Here is a 19,263-nt window from a genome sequence, read left to right on the forward strand (position 1 = left end):
CAGTTCCTCCTAGGGTCCCAAAATATTATACTTCAACGCCCATTTGCTTCGCTCTTTCAAGGACATCTTCAATTGTGCCCACTAAGCGGAACGCATCTTCAGGAATGTGGTCGTACTTACCTTCAAGAATTTCTTTAAATCCACGTACAGTCTCTTTTACAGGCACATATGAACCAGGCTGTCCTGTAAACTGCTCTGCAACGTGGAAGTTTTGTGATAAGAAGAATTGGATTCTTCTAGCACGATGTACAACAAGCTTATCTTCATCTGAAAGCTCGTCCATACCAAGGATTGCAATAATATCTTGCAACTCTCTATATCTTTGCAATGTTGCCTGAACTTGGCGGGCAACGTTGTAATGCTCTTCACCGACGATTTCCGGAGCCAATGCACGTGACGTTGAAGCAAGTGGATCCACCGCTGGATAAATACCCATCTCTGATAGCTTACGGTCAAGGTTTGTTGTCGCATCTAAGTGTGCGAATGTTGTAGCCGGAGCAGGGTCTGTATAGTCGTCAGCAGGCACGTAAATCGCCTGAATCGATGTAACAGAACCTACGTTTGTTGATGTAATCCGCTCCTGCAATTGTCCCATTTCTGTCGCAAGCGTCGGTTGGTATCCAACAGCAGAAGGCATACGTCCAAGCAACGCAGATACTTCGGAACCAGCTTGTGTAAAGCGGAAGATGTTGTCGATGAAGAAGAGAACGTCTTGCCCTTGTTCATCACGGAAATATTCAGCCATTGTCAAACCTGTTAATGCAACGCGCATACGCGCTCCAGGCGGCTCGTTCATTTGTCCGAACACCATTGCTGTTTTGCTGATAACGCCGGAGTCTTTCATTTCAAAGTATAGGTCGTTTCCTTCACGAGTACGCTCCCCAACTCCAGCAAATACGGAAATACCGCCGTGCTCTTGTGCAATGTTATTGATCAGCTCTTGGATTAAAACCGTTTTTCCAACTCCTGCACCGCCGAACAAGCCGATTTTTCCACCTTTAATATATGGAGCAAGCAAGTCAACAACTTTGATTCCTGTTTCCAAAATTTCAACTTGTGTTGACAGCTGTTCAAATTTCGGAGCAGGCTTATGAATTGGATCCCGGCGCGCTTCCGCTGGAATCGGGTCTCCAAGGTCAATATGTTCCCCTAACACATTGAATACCCGTCCTAATGTGACATCTCCAACTGGCACGGAGATTGGAGCGCCTAAGTCTTCGACTTCCATTCCGCGCGTTACGCCGTCCGTTGAAGCCATAGCGATTGTCCGAACGGTGTCATCCCCTAAATGAAGCGCTACTTCCAACGTTAAATCAATGTCTACCTCGTTTTCATTGCGCGCTTTATGTGAAATTTTTAGGGCGTTATAAATTTCCGGCAAATGTCCGCTTTCAAACTTTACGTCCACTACCGGACCCATTACTTGAACTACGCGTCCTTTCATGTTCCTGTTTCCCTCCTAACGTACTGTTTCAGTGATCTATTCAAGCGCTGATGCCCCGCCAACAATTTCTGTAATTTCTTGCGTAATCGCTGCCTGACGAGCTCTGTTGTAGGAAAGAGTCAGCGTATTGATCAGTTCTTTTGCGTTGTCTGTTGCATTCTTCATTGCCGTCATTCTCGCAGCATGTTCGCTTGCTTTGCTGTCAAGCAAGGCGCCGTAAATTAAACTTTCAGCATATTGCGGCAAAAGCACTGCCAAAATGTCTTCCTGAGACGGTTCGAATTCATAAGACGTCATTTTTTTATTCGCAGCGATGTCCGAAAGCGGCAGCAGCTTTTTCTCCGTTACTTCCTGCTGGATGGCGCTGACATAATGGTTGTAGAACATATAAATTTCATCTACTTTTCCATCCTCGAACAGCTTGACTGTATTGGAAGCAATTTCTTTAATATCCGAAAAGCTTATATCATCGCCTAATCCGACAATTTCTTCAACGACAGGCATACCGCGTTTTTTGAAAAAATCGCGGCCGACCTTTCCGATGGCAATCACGGCGTATTCATCCGTCGAACGATGCCGTTCTTGAATCGTTTGATAAACGGCGCGCAGCACGTTGCTGTTAAACGCACCGGCAAGCCCGCGATCTGATGTAATGACAACGTATCCTGTCTTTTTGACCGGACGCTTTTCAAGCATCGGGTGGCTTACGTCCGTACTCCCAAGGGCGATGTTTGCCACAACTTCTTGAATTTTCTCCATGTAAGGCACAAATGACTTGGCGCTGGTTTCCGCCCGATTCAGCTTCGAAGCTGAAACCATCTCCATCGCCTTTGTAATTTGGCTTGTCTTCTTCGTCGAATTGATGCGTGTTTTAATATCGCGCAACGATGCCAAAGGTTCTCACCACCTTTTTGAAAAATAGCCGATCATGTTTTGAAAACGGCTGTGAAAAGAATCCCCGTATTTTCACAGCCTTATCGTTCTTTATTCAGAAACTGCAAAAGTTTTTTTGAATCCTTTGATGGCTTTTTCCATTTTCTCGTCTTCAGGCAGATTTCCTGTCGAACGGATTTCTTCAAGAAGCTCTTTTTCATTTTGATCTAAATAAGCATAAAATTCTTCTTCAAAGCGGCGAATATCCTCAACAGGAATATCATCTAAAAATCCTTTTGTTAAGGTGTAAAGGATCATGACTTGTTTTTCAACTGGGATCGGCTTGTTGATGCCTTGCTTCAATACTTCAACTGTACGCATACCGCGGTTTAACTTCGCCTGAGTTGCTTTATCTAGATCTGAACCGAATTGAGCGAATGCTTCAAGCTCTCTGTATGCTGCAAGGTCTAGCCGAAGCGTACCCGAAACTTTTTTCATCGCTTTGATTTGCGCTGCACCGCCGACGCGGGAAACGGACAATCCGGCGTTTACCGCAGGGCGCACACCTGAGAAGAATAGGTCAGATTGCAAGAAAATTTGTCCGTCTGTAATGGAAATTACGTTCGTAGGAATGTAAGCTGAGATGTCGCCAGCCTGCGTTTCAACAAATGGTAATGCCGTCAAAGATCCGCCGCCTTTTGCATCGCTAAGTTTTGCTGCACGTTCCAATAGACGGGAGTGCAAGTAAAAGACATCCCCAGGGAACGCTTCACGTCCAGGTGGACGGCGTAGTAATAGAGAAAGCTCACGGTAAGCGGCAGCTTGCTTTGAAAGATCATCATATACGATAAGGACGTGTTTTCCTTGGTACATAAAATATTCGCCCATAGATACACCGGCATATGGGGCCAAATAAAGCAATGGAGCCGGTTGAGACGCAGATGCCGTTACAACGATCGTATAATCTAATGCACCGTGTTTACGAAGTGTTTCAACAACATTTCGAACTGTTGATTCTTTTTGTCCGATCGCAACATAGATACAAATCATGTTTTCTTCTTTTTGGTTAATGATTGTGTCGATCGCAATTTGCGTTTTACCTGTTTGACGGTCACCGATGATGAGCTCGCGTTGTCCGCGGCCAATTGGGATAAGAGCGTCGATCGCTTTAATACCCGTTTGCAGCGGTTCATGAACAGATTTCCGGTCCATGACGCCTGGGGCAGGGCTTTCAATCGGACGTGTTTTGGTTGTTTCAATCGGGCCTAACCCGTCCACTGGTTGTCCAAGCGGATTTACAACGCGGCCGATCAGCTCTTCTCCAACAGGAACTTCCATAATCCGTCCTGTTCTTCTCACTTCATCGCCTTCACGAATGTCTTTAAAAGGGCCTAAAATAACAATACCGACGTTATTTTCTTCAAGGTTTTGGGCTAATCCCATAACGCCGTTTGAAAATTCGACAAGCTCACCGGCCATGACATTGTCGAGGCCATGAGCACGTGCGATCCCGTCACCTACTTGAATAACTGTGCCGACATCGCTAACTTCTATTTCAGACTGATAGTTTTCAATTTGCTTTTTTATCAGTGCACTAATTTCTTCAGCTTTGATGCTCATGAGTTTCACCCCTATCTACGAACTTTTCGCTAAATTCCGCCCGATGCGTTCGAGCTTACTCTTGATGCTACCGTCAAAAATACGATTGCCGATTTGAAGTTTCAGTCCGCCAATTAAGTTCTGATCAATGATGTTTGTGATCTTAAGCGATTTTTTTCCGACCTTTTGCGCAAATACTTCTGAAAGAGCCTGCTTTTCTTCATCCTTCAACGGACGGACGGAGTAAACCGTTGCTTCTGCTGTTTGCTGTTCTTCATTTGCAAGCTCCACAAAGTTATCTACAAGTTCAGGAACTAAGCGGATGCGATGGCGATCGATAAGCAGAAGAAGAGTATTGATAATTTCAGCACTCAATGAAGAAAACGCTTCATTGACCAATGATTTTTTATTTTCGAGCAACACCTTCGGATGCTCTAAAATTTGCAGCAATTTTTGATTTTCAATAAACGCCTGCTTTACAATCCGCAATTCTTCTTCAAACTGCTTCACTTGATTTTTTTCCTTTGCAATTTGAAAAAGAGCTGACGCATAGCGCTTTGCCACTCCGCCAATCATAACTGTTCTCCTACCTCTTTAATATAATCATTGATCAGCTTCTCTTGCTCAGCCTCATTCAATTCTTTTTCAATCACTTTAGAAGCAATAAGAACGGATAATGATGCCACTTGATTACGCAATTCAGCAACGGCTTGCTCTTTTTCGTGTTCGATTTCTTTCTTGGCTGCTTCTTTCAGTCTTTCTGCCTCCGCACGAGCCGCTTGGATGATATCTTCTTTTTGCTGTTCGCCGAGTTTTTTCGCATTTTCAACAAGCTCCTGTGCTTCGATGCGGGCTTGCTTTAATAGCTCACGCTGCTCTTCGGCAAGCTTTTTGGCTTCCGCATGCTTTTCTTCCGCAGCGTTTATTTCATTTGCAATAAATTCTTCCCTCTGTTTCATAATGCCCATAAGCGGACCAAAAGCATATTTTTTGAGCAATGCTAACAAAACTAAAAATACAACGAGCTGAACGAGCATATCTCCTGCTGCGAAGCCTCCAGCTCCGAGGGCAAATTCAACTGTTAACACGGCTTCGTTTCACTCCCTTCAAAACTTCCGTTTTCCAACTACCGGCTATATTGGGACTCTGTTACCATTCACAACATAAAGGAATGGCGAAGATGCTTAAAAAACTTCGCCATTTCCTCTTTTTCACTTGCTGTCCTTTCGATTCGGACTTCACGCAAATTGATTGCATGCCGATTTCTAAAAAGCCTTTTTCAACACCAATCTAGGCAAGGCTCTTTTGAAATTTTCAAATTACGCACCAAAAGCCATAAATGCAATAACAACCGCGATAATCGGAATCGCCTCAACCAACGCAACCCCGATAAACATAGTAGTTTGAAGCATACCGCGCGCCTCAGGTTGACGAGCAATACCTTCTACTGTACGAGATACGATAAGTCCGTTACCAATACCAGCACCAAGTGCCGCTAAACCAATTGCAATTGCAGCTGCTAATAAATTCATGAATAAAGTCCTCCTTTATTTGTTTAAAAATAATTTTTTACACAAAAATTATGATGAAGTCATTTATTTTTAATGGTCATGGCTAACTTTATGCGCCATATAAACCATTGTTAACATTGTAAAGATAAAAGCTTGGATTGCACCTACAAAAATACTGAATGCCTGCCACGCCATCATCGGAATAATTGCCCCGATGAAGCCGAATGCTCCGCTAGTTGCCAAGCTGACAAGCAGACCTAGCAAAATTTCCCCAGCATAGATGTTACCGTAAAGACGAAGACCAAGCGTCAACGTGTTTGCAAACTCTTCAATAATTTTAAGCGGGAACAAAAACGGCAGTGGCTTGAAAAAGTCGCTTCCATAGGCGGAAAAGCCCTTTAATTTAATCCCGTAATAATGCGATAAACCGACGACTAAAATGGCCAGTGTCAGCGTTATGGTAGGATCAGCCGTAGGCGATTTCCACCAAAGCTCATGGTCAACAACGATAGCGAATGGTAGACCAAGCATATTGGAAACAAAAATGTACATGATGAGCGTCATTCCTAAAGTAAGGAATCGGCCGCCTGTCTGCCAGTCCATCGTGCTGTTAATAATGTTTTTCACAAAATCCATGACCCATTCCAAAAAGTTTTGCATGCCCGTTGGCTTCATTGCCAAAGAGCGGGTCGACATTACGGCGATGATAAATACAATTGCGCTAGATACAAGAATCATTAAAATATTGGACAAATTAAATTCAAGCCCTAATAATTTTACTATCGGCGCTTCGTGACCCAACAAAATTCACCTCTCTTCCCAAGCTTGTCCGCAAATGTATAGAATAGAATCTATCATAATGACAATATAGATTGTCATTAAACCAATAACCACGCTAATTAAATGGAAATGTTCAGGGAATTTAAGTGCGATTAATACCGCCAATCCTGCGGCTGCCATCCTTGAAACCGTTCCAAGCGAACGTGCTGTACGGCCTTCTTCAATTGCTTGCTGTATTTGCTTTGATTTACGCACTAGTATCCATAAATTATAGAGGCTAAAGCTTGTACCAAGGGCAAGACCGAGGAAAATATCTTGATAAGGAGTAAACCCCCACGCTAACACATAGATGGCAAGCAAAAACAGCAAATATTTTTTGCTGCGCACAAACAATTTTTCAATACGATCCATAGTTACCGTTCATTCTCCTGAAAAAAATGTTGGACTAATCTCAGCATCGCAATTATTCCCGCAGCCAGTCCAATTAGAAGACCGATGATCAAAAAAACGGGTTCTGTATGCAAATGTCGATCAAGCCATCTTCCTGCAAAAATCCCAACGAGCACTGACCCTGCCAAATAGGAAAGAATGGCAGTCATTAAAGCGTATGCTCGGAGCGGATGGTGCTCTTTTTGCCGCATTGGGTATGTCCTCACAATATAAAATTACCTTATTTTCATTATGTCAAAAGGCTGTTGAAAACCTTATCATCCCACCCCGTTTAGCATACAATAGGCACCAATCAATGTCAATCTGTTTCACGTCAAAAGTTGAGCTATTTGTTAAGAATATCACAATTTGTTCACAAATATTTTTGGTGTTTCTATTGACTTTTTAATATTTTTTTATCTAAAATGATTGTCGTTTCATAGCTGCTTTCTTCCCCGTCTTTTTTTGCAAAAATAAGCGCTTTGTAAACGCCGTTTGGAATGTCCTTAAATTGCCCGGAAATGTCTCTTTTCAACAAACCTCCCGGAATATTTCTTTGCCAGTCTAAAAAGCCTTTGAATGTTAAAGTGTCCGGGTCATACAGGGCAATCCCGAATTCATCCGCCCCTTGCGGCAAATAAAGCTCATAATGGTACATATTCCCTTGATCGGCAAGCCCAAATTCAAATCCCATGATTTTTGGATAATTCGGTTCGCCAACAACGAATAAATATGGAAGGCGGATTGTCTGGCTGCCGGCTGTCACAACAAGTGTCCCGTCATACAATCCTTCCCTCAATGATTTTGGTGCAACATCAATCGAGACGGATACTTCTCTTTTCCCGTTAGCAGGAACCTTTACGGAAATAGGGAGCTGCCATTGAACCCCTTTTTGATAATGCGGTTTAGAAAAAACAAACGTTTTTTCTTGATCGGAGAGATTTTCAAGAGTTAACGTGATCTCTTTCTTTTTCCTGCCGATATTTTTGTGAAATTGACCGAATGATAGAGATGCCGGATAAATGAGAGCTCTTGTCTGAACAGCCGATAAAATATCGATTCTTCCCGCCCCCTGCTCAAACACCTTGTACAGCCTTCCATTTTGATCATAAAGCGGTTTAGCAGTATTCATCATAGCTGCTTTTATTTGTTCCGGCGACCAATCTGGATGCTTTTGTTTGATCAATGCCGCTGCACCTGCTATATGCGGAGCAGCCATGCTTGTTCCTTGAAGAGCCATATACCCTTTAGGTATTGTGCTGTCAATTGCTACACCAGGCGCGACAAGATCGGGCTTCACTTCCCATGTGACTGTTACCGGTCCTTTTGATGAAAAGGGCGCGAGGCGATCTTGTTCTATCTGAATGGTTGTTTTGATGAACGATTTTTCATTCAATTGTTTGCGCAGCCATTCGCCATCTTCCTTTGAGATGGAGACAACAGGAAAGTCCAATTTTTCTTCTAAATTGCCGGTAAATCTCCCTTTCATGTTGTTGCAAATAATCAACGCTTGGGCTCCGGCCGATTTTGCATTTTTCGCTTTTTCGGCAAACGTGATCTCCCCGCGCTTCACCAAGGCTATTTTTCCTTTAACAGAAGGTTTAAAGTCTTTTTTCTCCCCTAAGCCTGCATATTCTATCCGTCCTCTAATTGTTGTCCAAGGGGCAGAATTGAACAAAGATTCAGCTGGTATTTTCTTTTGAAATCCTGAAAGGGTTAAATACTTTACGTCAAGAGGCGGTGTCGATGCGCCGACGGAAATTGCTTTGCTTGCAGTGCCAGGCGAACCGACGGTCCAAATGTTAGGTCCAGAGTTTCCGCTTGATACAACTGCAGTTATCCCCTCTTCAACGGCTCGGTTTAACGCCAGGCTTGTCGGATAATCCGGACCGTTCACATCATTGCCAAGGGAAAGATTTACGATATCTACCTGATCCTCAATCGATTTTTCAATCGCTGCAATAACTTGGTCTGTCGTCCCGTACCCATGAGGGCCAAGCGCTCTATAGGCAATGATGGAGGCTTCCGGAGCAACCCCTTTCAATTTTCCATTTGCGGCTATAATTCCTGCTACGTGAGTGCCGTGAATTGTCCTCGAATTGTCTTTCGCGACTGTTTCCATTGGGTCTTTGTCTTGATCTACAAAATCAAATCCGCCTTGATAATTTTTTTGTAAATCTCGGTGGTTGTAGTCGATCCCCGTATCTATAACAGCTACTTTCACTCCTTTTCCCGTCAATCTTTCATCCTTCGCGTCAAAATAGCCGCGTGCATCGATGCCGCCTATAAAAGGAACACTTTCTTCAACCGTTGCTTGAAAAGTCGTTACAGGCTCTGCATGTTCAATGTAAGGCTCTTTTACTAGCTGATCTAGATCTCTTTTTTTCCCTTTTACTGAAAATCCGGTAAACGTTTTTTTATATTCCCAGCAAATGTTTATTTCCGGATATTTTTTTTGAATCAACTCTTTTATTTTTGAAAGGTTCTGATCTGACAAAACAATGATCATTGTGACTTGTTCATCAGCATTCTCTTCAGGGATTTGCGGATGTTCGGGGAAGGTCTTTGCAAAAGCAGTTACATCAAAAACGTGGAAAATGAAGAAAAAAAGCAAACAAATTCGCACTGAAAGGTTTCCCATTTCTATCACCTCAGCACTTATTGTTCGCTATGAACATCAGTTTATTGCATGAAAAAAGTCGTTTTAAGGGAAAAGTGAGAAATTGATGGAGCTGTTTAATAAGTCGTTTTTACGGCTTATTGACGCCTATTAATGTTTTAGAAACGTTGATATATCGATGTTTATGATTTTGTGTTTTCAATGGGGATTTGACTTTCTGGACAGCTCCTTATATTAATGAATTTTTCATACTATGCTAAAAAGAAAGAGAGGGCACTTCACTTCGCCCTCTCCTGTTATTTTGTACCAAATAAACGGTCTCCTGCATCTCCTAAACCTGGTACGATATAGCCATGGTCGTTTAATTTCTCATCAAGTGCGGCAATGTAAATATCGACATCTGGATGAGCTTCTTCCATTGCTTTTACCCCTTCAGGAGCAGCTACTAGACACATGAAACGGATATTTTTTGCACCGCGTTTTTTTAGACACTCTATTGCTTCAACTGCTGAACCGCCGGTAGCCAGCATTGGGTCAACAACGATGAAATCCCGCTCTTCCACATCAGAAGGAAGTTTTACATAGTATTCTACAGGCTTTAATGTTTTCGGATCCCGATATAACCCGATATGGCCGACTTTTGCGGCAGGAATCAGTTTCAAAATGCCGTCAACCATTCCTAGCCCCGCACGCAAAATGGGAATAACCCCAAGTTTTTTTCCTGACAAGATTTTTGTTTTCGCTACTCCTACCGGGGTTTCTACTTCCACTTCCTCCAGCGGAAGATCTCGTGTTATCTCAAACGCCATTAATGTAGCAATCTCATCCACAAGCTCTCGAAATTCTTTTGTTCCGGTTTTTTTATCGCGAATATAGGATAGCTTATGCTGAATTAACGGGTGATCAAATACAAACACTTTGCCCAAGTTTCACATCTCCTTTTCTTTTGCCTCAATAGATTTTACAGAAAAAATTTTTGAGTTTCAACATTTTCATCAACCTTTTTCGACAACATTCCAAACGATGAAATCCATTTTAAATAGTTTTAAGAGGCAGAAAATTAAAATAAAAAAAGAGCGTCCGAAGCATGTGGCTTCGAACACTCAATATTTCCTCAATAATTTGGGTAGAGCGGGAATTTTTCTGTTAAAGCTTGCACCCGTTTTCTCGCTTCTTCCAATTTAGCTTCGTCTTGATGGAATTTCAATGCAAATGCAATAATCGATCCGATTTCATCCATTTCTTCCAAACCAAAACCGCGGCTTGTGACAGCTGCCGTTCCAATACGGATTCCGCTTGTAACAAAAGGCGATTCAGGATCGTATGGAATCGCGTTTTTATTCACAGTAATGCCGATTTCGTCCAAAACATGTTCAGCAACTTTTCCGGTTAATTGCAAGTTGCGGACATCAACTAAAATCAAATGGTTATCTGTTCCTCCAGATACTAAAGTCAGTCCTTCTTCTTTTAATTTTTCTGCCAGCCGCTTCGCATTGTTGATAATGTTTTGCGCATATGTTTTAAATTCTTCTTGTAAAACTTCTCCCAATGCTACCGCTTTTGCCGCAATAACATGCATTAACGGACCGCCTTGAATGCCTGGGAAAATGATTTTATCAATTTGTTTTGCAAATTCTTCTTTGCATAAAATCATTCCGCCTCTTGGACCGCGAAGTGTTTTATGCGTCGTAGTTGTTACAAAATGGGAGTACGGCACAGGATTTTGATGAAGACCTGCAGCAACAAGGCCGGCAATATGAGCCATGTCAACCATTAAGTAAGCTCCCACTTCATCAGCGATTTCCCGAAACTTTTTAAAATCAATTTCACGAGGATAAGCGCTGGCACCAGCAACAATGATTTTCGGTTTATGCTCAAGAGCTTTAGCTCGAACATCATCATAATCGATAAGATGAGTGTTAGGATCAACACCGTATTCAACAAAATTAAATTGCATTCCGCTGAAGTTTACCGGACTTCCATGCGTTAAATGGCCGCCGTGAGACAAATTCATTCCGAGAACAGTGTCCCCATGATTTAAGACAGCATAGTAAACAGCCATATTGGCTTGAGAACCGGAATGCGGCTGAACGTTTGCATGCTCAGCTCCAAAAATTTTTTTCGCCCGTTCGCGAGCTAAATCTTCCGCAACGTCAACATATTCGCATCCTCCATAGTAGCGACGTCCCGGATAACCTTCTGCATATTTATTTGTTAATACAGAACCTTGGGCCTCCATTACCGCTTCACTGACAAAATTTTCTGACGCAATCAATTCGATTTTCGTACGCTGGCGCTTTAATTCGTTCTGTATCGCTTCATATACTTCAGGATCCTGTTGTTGAATATATTTCATGAAATGTTCCCCCTCTAGTCTTTCATCGATTGAACGGCACAGGTGAGCGACAAAATCGTCATGCCGATCTACTTATTAATCAGAATAACCGTATTGATCATCCTTTGGCAACCCTTTTCTTTTATGTAAGCGTATTCTTCCCAAACTTTTTTTTGGCATGAATAGTTTTTAATTCGGAATTTCTTAAAACCTCGATTCTGCCTGTATACTTAAACTATCAGTTTGTAAAATGAATCATGTCTTGTACAACTCGACCAACGGAGCTTCTATACCTAGCTCAATGCACAGAGTCGTCAAGCAGGAAATGATCGGCAACCTGTATTTTCACTAAACAAAATCGCATCAAAGTTTGATACGACTTTTGCTTACAATTTCTAAAGAGGGAGGGGCCCCGATACTTCAAAGAAATGATGTGCATGTTTTTTTCGTTCCGCTCCACTTCTTTTATAAAAAAATAGCAGCACAAACCATGACGTAAGTTCGCACTGCTAATATTCGAATGTTTATTTTGTATAAACTGCCCGCGCACCGCCGATAAGCTTCGGCCGGCTAAAAGCTAAGTTTACATGGGCTTGTCCGACTTGCTTGACCGAACTTCTAACAGGGACAGCAACATGCTTTAAATGCATGCCAATAAGTGTATCTCCGATGTCAATGCCTGCATCTGCCTTAATAAATTCAACAACAACCGGATCCCTCATATGCTCATAAGCAAACGCTGCCATGGAACCGCCTGCTTTCGGGATTGGGATGACAGAAACGATTTCGTAATTGCGCTTTTCTGCTGTTTCCCGTTCAACGACAAGAGCGCGATTTAAATGCTCGCAGCATTGAAAAGCGAGCTCTACACCTGTTTCTTTTTGAAATTCCGATAATGCAGAAAATATCATTTCGGCAACATCCGTATTTCCGGCAGTGCCGATTTTTTCTCCGATTACTTCGCTCGTTGAGCACCCTATGACAATCAGCTGCCCTTTTTGAATTGGTGCTTTTTCTTTAAAATCGGCCAGCACTGTTAAAAGCTGTTCCCGGTATTCTTGCAATTCCGGCATTCGATCATCACCTTATAAATGGGTTTCTTCATATTTTGAAATTTTTTCTATTCTATTCGCATGCCTGCCTCCCACATATTCAGTTGTTAGCCACGTTTTCACAATTTCGCGGGCAAGTCCCGGCCCGATGACACGTTCACCCATTGCAAGCATGTTGCTGTCGTTATGCTCCCGGGTTGCTTTTGCGCTAAACACATCATGTACAAGGGCGCAGCGAATACCCTTTACTTTATTGGCCGCTATTGACATTCCGATCCCTGTTCCGCAAATTAAAATACCGCGGTCAAATTCTCCTTTCGCGACTCGTTCAGCTGCCGGCAATGCGTAATCAGGATAATCAACTGATGTCCCACAGTCGCAGCCGATATCTTCGTATTCGATATTCATCTCGTCAAGCAATTTTTTGATTTCTTCACGTATGTTGACCCCTCCGTGATCTGAGGCAATTATGACTTTCACTAGCTGCTCCTCCTTTTTATTTTTCATAAGTAAATCGATCGATTACTTTCTTTAGCTGCTGAGCGCTTGCTTCAAGCTCTCTCGTTAATTGATTAATGTTAGAAATATTATCAGCTTGTTCTTGTACAGATGAGGCCACTTCCTGTGCACCAGCAGATGTCTCTTCGGCAATCGCTGCCACTTCTTCAGATTGCGCTCCTGTTTGTTGAATGCTTTTTTGCTGTTCGTCCATCAGCTCGCTGATCACCTTAACCGCTTCGGCAACATGCAAAATCGATTTCGACATCTCCACAAGAATTTTCTCTGTTTCTTTCCCTCTTTGCGCTTCTTGTCGAGCTGTTTTCACTTGATCTCCAATCTGTTCAACAACATTGCTTACTTCTTTTTGAATGTTAGAGATCAGCTCGGAAATTCCTTGAACAGCTTTGGCGCTTTGGTCAGCAAGCTTTCGAACTTCTTCCGCAACGACAGCAAACCCTCTGCCGTGTTCACCTGCTCTTGCCGCTTCAATTGACGCGTTCAGCGCCAGCAGGTTTGTTTGATTGGCAATATCGCCGACAAGGGATACAATAGTCTCCACCTTTTTGGCATTTTCTTCAAGACGCTGTACCGCCAAAATAGATTGCTCGTTTTTTTCGGCCAACGATTGAATCCCTTTAATTAAAGATTGAAATATCTTTTTGCTTTGGTCAAGTGATTGAACCATTTCATTTGCCATTTTTTCGGATACTTTTGCTTTTTCTTTTACCTGACTAGCAAGCTCTACCGTATCTTCCACCGCTTCTGCTGTTTCCTGAATAGCAGCCGCCGATTGGTCGGCTCCTGTTGAAATTTCCTTAATCGTATATGAAATGCTTTCAGCTTGTCTTGTTGCCTGTTCTGTTGCAGCATGTATTTGTTTCACCTGCTCATTTGTTTGCTCAAAATTTATTTCAATGTTTTTCACCATATGTCTTAAATTGGAAAGCATTTCATTAAAGGCTCTGCTTAAGGACCGAATTTCATCATCTGATTTGATGTCAGGAACATTTACGGAAATATCGCCATCGGCCGCTATAAGAGCAGCCTTTTCAAGCCGCTTTAGCGGAGAAATAAGAAATCCAGCTGCAATAGCTGTTAAAATCCCTGACCATATGATTCCAAGAGTCAACGTCAAAATGGTAAAAGATGTTCGGTCAATATATTGTTTCACATACTCGTATACAACATAAATGAAAAATCCGCTTGTTGAATATGTAATAAGAGCAACAATCGTAATAAAGATGACGATTTTTAAACGGATGCTGAATTTGTATCGATTCTTGTTTTTCACAGAGTCCACCTGCCTGCTAATTTGTTTCTAATTTTGAAATAAGCTTTTGAAGCAATTGCTCCAGCTCTTCCCTTGTTTTTCTGTACTTTTCCACGGAACTGCCAAACGGATCGGTAATATCACGTATCTCCCCATCTTTTCCAACAACGAACTCGCTTACCGTAAATGTTTTTTCGGCTGCTTTAGGAAAAAATTGGCATAATATGTTTTTATGATCTTTAGTCATCGTAAATACATATGTTGCCCAATCGATATGTTCTTCCGTAAGTTTTGAAGCACTGTGCTCAACATGTATTCCCTTTTCCTCCAGCACTTTTTTTGCATTTTCTGAAATTTTCTGCCCATCCAATGCAAACACGCCTGCTGAACGAACGTTAAATCCGCCGTTTTTTTGCAAATGCTTAAAAATAGCCTCCGCCATCGGGCTTCGACATGTATTTCCGGTGCAAACGAATAAAATGTTTGTCACAAGGTTTTCTCCCTTCTATCTCTCCCTTTTGATGTTACCTTCATTATAATCAAAAAGTTCGAAAGAATGGAAACCATGAGGAATTTTTTTTATTTTTATTATCGACAAAAAGTCACAATTTTTTTGCATAATAGGCATATTTAACCAAAAAAATTAACAAAAAAAGCACGTCCAATGACTGTGCTCAAATGATTGGTTTAGATAATATAGCTTTCTACATTGAAAATAATAATTTCAAGCCAAATACAAGCAAAATGCTGCCGCCAAAAGCTTCACTATATGTGCCGAACCAATCTTGAACCCGTTTGCCGATCAATAACCCGCTCCAAGTGAGCACCATGCTCATAAAACCAAACATTACGACGGTTAACAAAACCTCCGCTCCGTAGATACCTAGACTTAATCCTACCGAAAAACTGTCTAAACTGACGCTCAGCGCAAAAAGGAACAGGCCGATGCCGACCGGTGCAATGAAAGGCGATTCATCGCGTTTAAAAGACGAATAAATCATTTGAATTCCTAAAAGAGTGAGCAGACATCCTCCAATATACATGGCAACTAAACCAAACTTTTCCGATAGTACTTTCCCCAAGACAATTCCGATAAGTGGCATGATCATATGAAAAATCCCAATGTATATACCGATGTCAAAAATTTGCTTCCATCGCAAACGAACTAAGCCCATCCCAAGGCTCACTGAAAAGGCATCCATCCCTAATGCAAATGCCATTAAAAATAAAGTTACTATTTCTGCAGCCATATAGATATAACCTCCCCCGGACACGCATATTGAACGATATGCACGTCAGAGGGACATTATGACAAAGAATGGCGCCCGGTTCATTGATCTCTGTTTATTTAACTGCGCGATCTGTTTCTGCCTATGCGTGCGATGGCAGATGAGCCTTTACCATTTTTATATTTGCTTTTGATCTGTCAATTCCGCCTGTTAAACAAAGGATCAGAAAGTCTGGACTCAAAAAAACCGGCCTGAGCGCCGATTTTTGTTCAAGGCATTAAAAGTTTACCGTTCTTTTATGATCCGGTGGGATGCAGCTTTTAACAAGCGATTCATAATAGCTTGTCCAACTCCTTCCGCAGGAAACGCTTCGCTGAATAATACATCCAGCTGTTCTTCATTAAACTTTCTGAGCGAATCATACAGTGCGCTGGCAACTGTTCGCAAATCGCTTCTTTTTCCGCAGACAACAATTTTATCCGCACTGTAAAAACGACTATTTTCTTCTGTTGTCAACACCCCGACTTTTTTTTCTTTTTCTTTCTCTTTTTGTATTAATTGTTCAATAAATTCTTTGCTTCCATCGACAATCGTTAAAGGAGCATCAGGTGCATAATGTGTATATTTCATGCCCGGCGCTTTCGGCAATTCCTCCTGATTCAGCAGCGCAGCATCTATGCGCACCGTACCGATGACTTCTTCTAATTGCTGCTTTGTAACACTACCTGGACGCAGGATCACTGGAATATCCTCGGTGCAGTCAAGTACTGTTGATTCTACGCCAAGTCCAGTAGAGCCTGCATCGACAATTCCCGGGATTCGCCCTTCGAGATCATCCATGACATGTTTAGCAGAAGTGGGACTTGGCTTTCCGGAAAGATTTGCGCTCGGAGCTGCAATCGGCAGATTTGCTGCTTCGATTAATGCTAATGCTGCAGGGTGATCCGGCATGCGCACTGCTACTGTTGATAATCCTGCTGTGGCAAGATTCGACAGACCTTCTTTTTTTGGCAAAACAAGGGTGAGAGGGCCTGGCCAAAAACGGTCAATTAATGGATCAATCCAATCGGGATAGCTATCCACAATCTCTGTTAACTGTTCTTTTTTAGCAATGTGGATAATTAACGGATTATCGCTCGGTCTTCCTTTCGCGCTATAAATTTTTGCTACTGCTTCATCGCTTTTCGCGTTTGCTCCTAGTCCATAGACTGTTTCTGTTGGAAAGGCAACCAATTCATTTTTTTTCAATAGTTCGGCTGCCTGAACAATTTGTGGAGAATTTTTTGTAACATGCTCTAAATTATCCACAATCCAATGCTTCGTTTTCATTTCGTTTACTCCTTTGCTAATACATGAACGAGTGTTATGAATCTTTCTAAGCAATAGTGAAACTGTTCCATTATTTTTCAAGAACAAGCTTTATCCACAAATTGTGGATAAAGCTGTTGATTGCAGTGGATAAATATTGTGGATATTGTGTATAATTTATACGTATCCATAGCGTTATTTTACCATAAACTCTACATTTGGAACGGATACCAACTGATTCATGAGATTTGACGCAAGCATGTGGGAAGGCAATTCATCCGCTTGAATCCTCTTGAATCCCAATATTTCTAATAACTCTGCTACAGAATTTTTGTTGACTGCAAAATAAATATTTTTCAAACGAAACTGTTCCATTAATAAGTCTGCCGATTTTAATAGGGAAATGATATGTCCTTGATTCAAATTGCTGGACACAACGCAAGAGCGGAGGAGACCATCCTGATTGATGACTTCCATTCCGAGACATCCCGCTATTTCACCATGATCAGTCTCCATAATAATAAAATGGCTGTTGTCGAAGCCTTCCGTGGAAACGCCCGCTTGATCTGCAAATTGTTGAATGGTTTTTAAGTCTTCCCTTTCCGCAAACCGCAATGAATAATACACGCTTTCACCCCTTTTATTCGGACAAATCTAGTAATCAATGTATGAGGCAAAAGCTGAATTAGACCTATGAAAACAGATTTGTAAACCATTCTACTAAGAAAAATTTCACTTCTACTTCCTCATCATGTTCTTCAGGAGCGAATAAGTTTTTTGTTTTCTCTAATTTCTTTTCTTCTTTTACTTTATCCTTTTCTTCATCCTGTTGAATAGCTTCACCGCTTGAAAAGTCGACAAAGCAAAGCGGCGGAAACAACACGCACCACCAGTTGGCTCCTTTTCCTTCTCCAAGAGTGATCAATATGGCTTCATAGTTTCCAGCCGGATAAAGGAAATTTCCATAAAGCTTTGTCGGAAATTGAATTTTTTTAAACTCCACTGTAAAGGATTGGCTGCTGTTTTCCTGTTTTAAAACGCTTTGGACGATATCCTTAATTTCTGGTATTTTTGCTCGAATGATTTTACGCGCCTCTTCAATCGAAGTTAGATCCTGAACCCATTGATTAATTGCTTCATTGACCGCATTCCGAACATTCCGTTTTAAAGCTTGATCTTCCGGAGAATCGCTATTTGCTAAAATTCGCAGACGAATGGCTTCGTCAGGAATGATCACCGTCTCATTTTGTTTTGCGTCTGTCGGCATTTCATAAGCTGTTAATAGGCTGCCAAACAGCATTAAAAAAATATATATAACAGATAATTTCTTTTTCATCGTTTTTCCTCTCCCTTCAGTACGTCATTATCGACAGAAGAGAGAGATCTTAAACATAAAATTGGTTCAGATTTGAAGTTTGCTAGAAAAGGAGGGAATGGCTCGAAAAGCTTATTATAACGAAAGGACAGCAAATACTTTCCGTTCTTTTCCATTCATATCGTATTCAATTTGTACCTCTGCTTTTGGAAACCTATTCTCTAGCATGCTTTTCACATCTTTTCCTTGCCCGTGCCCGATTTCAAATGCGATTAATCCAGGGTAGCGGATCACATCTGGAAGCTGCTCCGCAATTTTTCGATAATACAAAAGGCCATCCGCTCCTCCTGAAAGCGCTAATGTCGGCTCCCAGTCCTTTACAACCGTTGACAGCTCCATGATTTCTTCATCCGGAATATACGGCGGATTGGACACAACAACATCCGCTTTTTGCTTTGCATTTATAATAGGGTTCAGCAAATCGCCTTGATAAAAATGCACATTAGCACAAAGCTTTTCGCTATTTTCTTTTGCCACTGCAAGCGCTTTTTCGGAAATATCGGTGGCAGACACGCGCATTTTTTTATTTTCAAGAGCCAATGTGACGGCAATAGCACCGCTCCCCGTGCCAATATCTACAACATCGATTTGCTCCCTTTCAGAAAATAAACGTTCAGAGTGGAGCAGCACGCCTTGAACTAGCTCTTCCGTTTCCGGTCTCGGAATCAATACATGCTCGTTCACCTTAAAAGGGCGGCCGTAAAATTGTTCGCAGCCGATAATATATTGCACAGGCATCCCTTGAGCATGTTTTTGCACGTCCTGCTGAAAGATTTCCCATACTTGTTTGTCAATATCCATTCTTAAATCGGCAAGCAAGCTCGCCCGACTTTTCTTCATATGATGCAAAAGCAGCAATTCTCCCGCATTCTCATCTCTTCCCGCTTGTTTTAAAAAAGAAGAAGCCCATTTGAGGGCTTCGAAAACTTTCGGCATG

21 protein-coding genes are annotated in these 19,263 nt (G+C 41.9%); all 21 read right to left on the minus strand.

Annotation, left to right across the window (positions count from 1 at the left end; translation table 11 throughout):
• Positions 1 to 25: 25 nt before the first annotated feature.
• Positions 26 to 1,444, minus strand: coding sequence for a F0F1 ATP synthase subunit beta (atpD, locus tag NST97_RS11955; protein WP_066251292.1), 1,419 nt, complete (start codon positions 1,442 to 1,444; stop codon positions 26 to 28).
• A 36-nt stretch (positions 1,445 to 1,480) separates the two neighbouring features.
• Positions 1,481 to 2,338 (minus strand): ATP synthase F1 subunit gamma, encoded by an 858-nt coding sequence (atpG, locus tag NST97_RS11960; RefSeq protein ID WP_066251293.1) that lies wholly within the window; start codon positions 2,336 to 2,338, stop codon positions 1,481 to 1,483.
• Between the two features lie 90 nt (positions 2,339 to 2,428).
• The gene (atpA, locus tag NST97_RS11965; protein WP_063389014.1) at positions 2,429 to 3,937 is read right to left on the minus strand and encodes a F0F1 ATP synthase subunit alpha; all 1,509 of its coding nucleotides are present in this window, start codon (positions 3,935 to 3,937) and stop codon (positions 2,429 to 2,431) included.
• 15 nt (positions 3,938 to 3,952) lie between these two features.
• Positions 3,953 to 4,492 (minus strand): F0F1 ATP synthase subunit delta, encoded by a 540-nt coding sequence (locus NST97_RS11970; RefSeq protein ID WP_341343292.1) that lies wholly within the window; start codon positions 4,490 to 4,492, stop codon positions 3,953 to 3,955.
• Positions 4,489 to 4,953 (minus strand): F0F1 ATP synthase subunit B, encoded by a 465-nt coding sequence (gene atpF / locus NST97_RS11975; RefSeq protein WP_082830384.1) that lies wholly within the window; start codon positions 4,951 to 4,953, stop codon positions 4,489 to 4,491. The genes NST97_RS11970 and atpF overlap by 4 nt, the downstream gene beginning before the upstream one ends.
• A gap of 282 nt (positions 4,954 to 5,235) precedes the next feature.
• Positions 5,236 to 5,448 carry a F0F1 ATP synthase subunit C gene (gene atpE / locus NST97_RS11980; RefSeq protein ID WP_063389017.1) on the minus strand — a complete coding sequence of 71 codons (213 nt, stop codon included), beginning with the start codon at positions 5,446 to 5,448 and terminating at the stop codon, positions 5,236 to 5,238.
• A 69-nt stretch (positions 5,449 to 5,517) separates the two neighbouring features.
• The gene (atpB, locus tag NST97_RS11985; protein WP_130156431.1) at positions 5,518 to 6,228 is read right to left on the minus strand and encodes a F0F1 ATP synthase subunit A; all 711 of its coding nucleotides are present in this window, start codon (positions 6,226 to 6,228) and stop codon (positions 5,518 to 5,520) included.
• Between the two features lie 6 nt (positions 6,229 to 6,234).
• Positions 6,235 to 6,618: an ATP synthase subunit I gene (locus NST97_RS11990; protein ID WP_063389019.1), complete on the minus strand. Its 384-nt coding sequence runs from the start codon at positions 6,616 to 6,618 to the stop codon at positions 6,235 to 6,237.
• Positions 6,619 to 6,620: 2 nt separating this feature from the next.
• Entirely contained in the window at positions 6,621 to 6,848 is a 228-nt protein-coding gene (locus NST97_RS11995) for an AtpZ/AtpI family protein (protein ID WP_094244712.1), read from the minus strand.
• Positions 6,849 to 7,030: 182 nt separating this feature from the next.
• Positions 7,031 to 9,277, minus strand: a complete 2,247-nt coding sequence (locus NST97_RS12000; RefSeq protein WP_341343293.1) for a S8 family serine peptidase — start codon at positions 9,275 to 9,277, stop codon at positions 7,031 to 7,033.
• A 275-nt stretch (positions 9,278 to 9,552) separates the two neighbouring features.
• Positions 9,553 to 10,182 carry a uracil phosphoribosyltransferase gene (upp, locus tag NST97_RS12005; RefSeq protein WP_063389021.1) on the minus strand — a complete coding sequence of 210 codons (630 nt, stop codon included), beginning with the start codon at positions 10,180 to 10,182 and terminating at the stop codon, positions 9,553 to 9,555.
• A gap of 188 nt (positions 10,183 to 10,370) precedes the next feature.
• On the minus strand, positions 10,371 to 11,612 hold the full coding sequence (gene glyA / locus NST97_RS12010) for a serine hydroxymethyltransferase (RefSeq protein WP_063389022.1): 1,242 nt from the start codon (positions 11,610 to 11,612) through the stop codon (positions 10,371 to 10,373).
• 503 nt (positions 11,613 to 12,115) lie between these two features.
• Positions 12,116 to 12,664, minus strand: coding sequence for a TIGR01440 family protein (locus NST97_RS12015; RefSeq protein WP_063389023.1), 549 nt, complete (start codon positions 12,662 to 12,664; stop codon positions 12,116 to 12,118).
• 12 nt (positions 12,665 to 12,676) lie between these two features.
• A complete protein-coding gene (gene rpiB, locus NST97_RS12020) occupies positions 12,677 to 13,123 on the minus strand; it encodes a ribose 5-phosphate isomerase B (protein WP_063389024.1) in 447 nt (148 codons plus the stop codon).
• Between the two features lie 16 nt (positions 13,124 to 13,139).
• Positions 13,140 to 14,435, minus strand: a complete 1,296-nt coding sequence (locus tag NST97_RS12025) for a methyl-accepting chemotaxis protein (protein WP_341343294.1) — start codon at positions 14,433 to 14,435, stop codon at positions 13,140 to 13,142.
• A gap of 16 nt (positions 14,436 to 14,451) precedes the next feature.
• Positions 14,452 to 14,904, minus strand: coding sequence for a low molecular weight protein arginine phosphatase (locus NST97_RS12030; RefSeq protein WP_327848500.1), 453 nt, complete (start codon positions 14,902 to 14,904; stop codon positions 14,452 to 14,454).
• Between the two features lie 214 nt (positions 14,905 to 15,118).
• On the minus strand, positions 15,119 to 15,664 hold the full coding sequence (locus NST97_RS12035) for a manganese efflux pump MntP (RefSeq protein WP_063389026.1): 546 nt from the start codon (positions 15,662 to 15,664) through the stop codon (positions 15,119 to 15,121).
• A gap of 264 nt (positions 15,665 to 15,928) precedes the next feature.
• A complete protein-coding gene (locus NST97_RS12040; protein WP_341343295.1) occupies positions 15,929 to 16,972 on the minus strand; it encodes an L-threonylcarbamoyladenylate synthase in 1,044 nt (347 codons plus the stop codon).
• A 174-nt stretch (positions 16,973 to 17,146) separates the two neighbouring features.
• Positions 17,147 to 17,578, minus strand: a complete 432-nt coding sequence (locus NST97_RS12045) for a GNAT family N-acetyltransferase (protein WP_063389028.1) — start codon at positions 17,576 to 17,578, stop codon at positions 17,147 to 17,149.
• A 64-nt stretch (positions 17,579 to 17,642) separates the two neighbouring features.
• Entirely contained in the window at positions 17,643 to 18,287 is a 645-nt protein-coding gene (gene spoIIR, locus NST97_RS12050; protein ID WP_063389029.1) for a stage II sporulation protein R, read from the minus strand.
• A gap of 114 nt (positions 18,288 to 18,401) precedes the next feature.
• Positions 18,402 to 19,262, minus strand: a complete 861-nt coding sequence (gene prmC / locus NST97_RS12055) for a peptide chain release factor N(5)-glutamine methyltransferase (RefSeq protein WP_340882362.1) — start codon at positions 19,260 to 19,262, stop codon at positions 18,402 to 18,404.
• Position 19,263 lies beyond the last annotated feature (1 nt).

It is taken from the genome of Aeribacillus sp. FSL K6-1305 (genome assembly GCF_038050115.1).
Taxonomy (GTDB): domain Bacteria; phylum Bacillota; class Bacilli; order Bacillales; family Aeribacillaceae; genus Aeribacillus; species Aeribacillus composti.

What these genes read in the sequence shown, in the direction of transcription:
- atpD (WP_066251292.1), bottom strand. Translation starts at nt 1,444, where the DNA reads ATGAAAGGACGCGTAGTTCAAGTAATGGGTCCGGTAGTGGACGTAAAG.
- atpA (WP_063389014.1), bottom strand. Translation starts at nt 3,937, where the DNA reads ATGAGCATCAAAGCTGAAGAAATTAGTGCACTGATAAAAAAGCAAATT.
- NST97_RS11970 (WP_341343292.1), bottom strand. Translation starts at nt 4,492, where the DNA reads ATGATTGGCGGAGTGGCAAAGCGCTATGCGTCAGCTCTTTTTCAAATT.
- atpF (WP_082830384.1), bottom strand. Translation starts at nt 4,953, where the DNA reads ATGCTCGTTCAGCTCGTTGTATTTTTAGTTTTGTTAGCATTGCTCAAA.
- atpE (WP_063389017.1), bottom strand. Translation starts at nt 5,448, where the DNA reads ATGAATTTATTAGCAGCTGCAATTGCAATTGGTTTAGCGGCACTTGGT.
- NST97_RS11990 (WP_063389019.1), bottom strand. Translation starts at nt 6,618, where the DNA reads ATGGATCGTATTGAAAAATTGTTTGTGCGCAGCAAAAAATATTTGCTG.
- NST97_RS11995 (WP_094244712.1), bottom strand. Translation starts at nt 6,848, where the DNA reads ATGCGGCAAAAAGAGCACCATCCGCTCCGAGCATACGCTTTAATGACT.
- NST97_RS12000 (WP_341343293.1), bottom strand. Translation starts at nt 9,277, where the DNA reads ATGGGAAACCTTTCAGTGCGAATTTGTTTGCTTTTTTTCTTCATTTTC.
- glyA (WP_063389022.1), bottom strand. Translation starts at nt 11,612, where the DNA reads ATGAAATATATTCAACAACAGGATCCTGAAGTATATGAAGCGATACAG.
- NST97_RS12015 (WP_063389023.1), bottom strand. Translation starts at nt 12,664, where the DNA reads ATGCCGGAATTGCAAGAATACCGGGAACAGCTTTTAACAGTGCTGGCC.
- NST97_RS12035 (WP_063389026.1), bottom strand. Translation starts at nt 15,664, where the DNA reads ATGGCTGCAGAAATAGTAACTTTATTTTTAATGGCATTTGCATTAGGG.
- NST97_RS12040 (WP_341343295.1), bottom strand. Translation starts at nt 16,972, where the DNA reads ATGAAAACGAAGCATTGGATTGTGGATAATTTAGAGCATGTTACAAAA.
- spoIIR (WP_063389029.1), bottom strand. Translation starts at nt 18,287, where the DNA reads ATGAAAAAGAAATTATCTGTTATATATATTTTTTTAATGCTGTTTGGC.
- prmC (WP_340882362.1), bottom strand. Translation starts at nt 19,262, where the DNA reads ATGCCGAAAGTTTTCGAAGCCCTCAAATGGGCTTCTTCTTTTTTAAAA.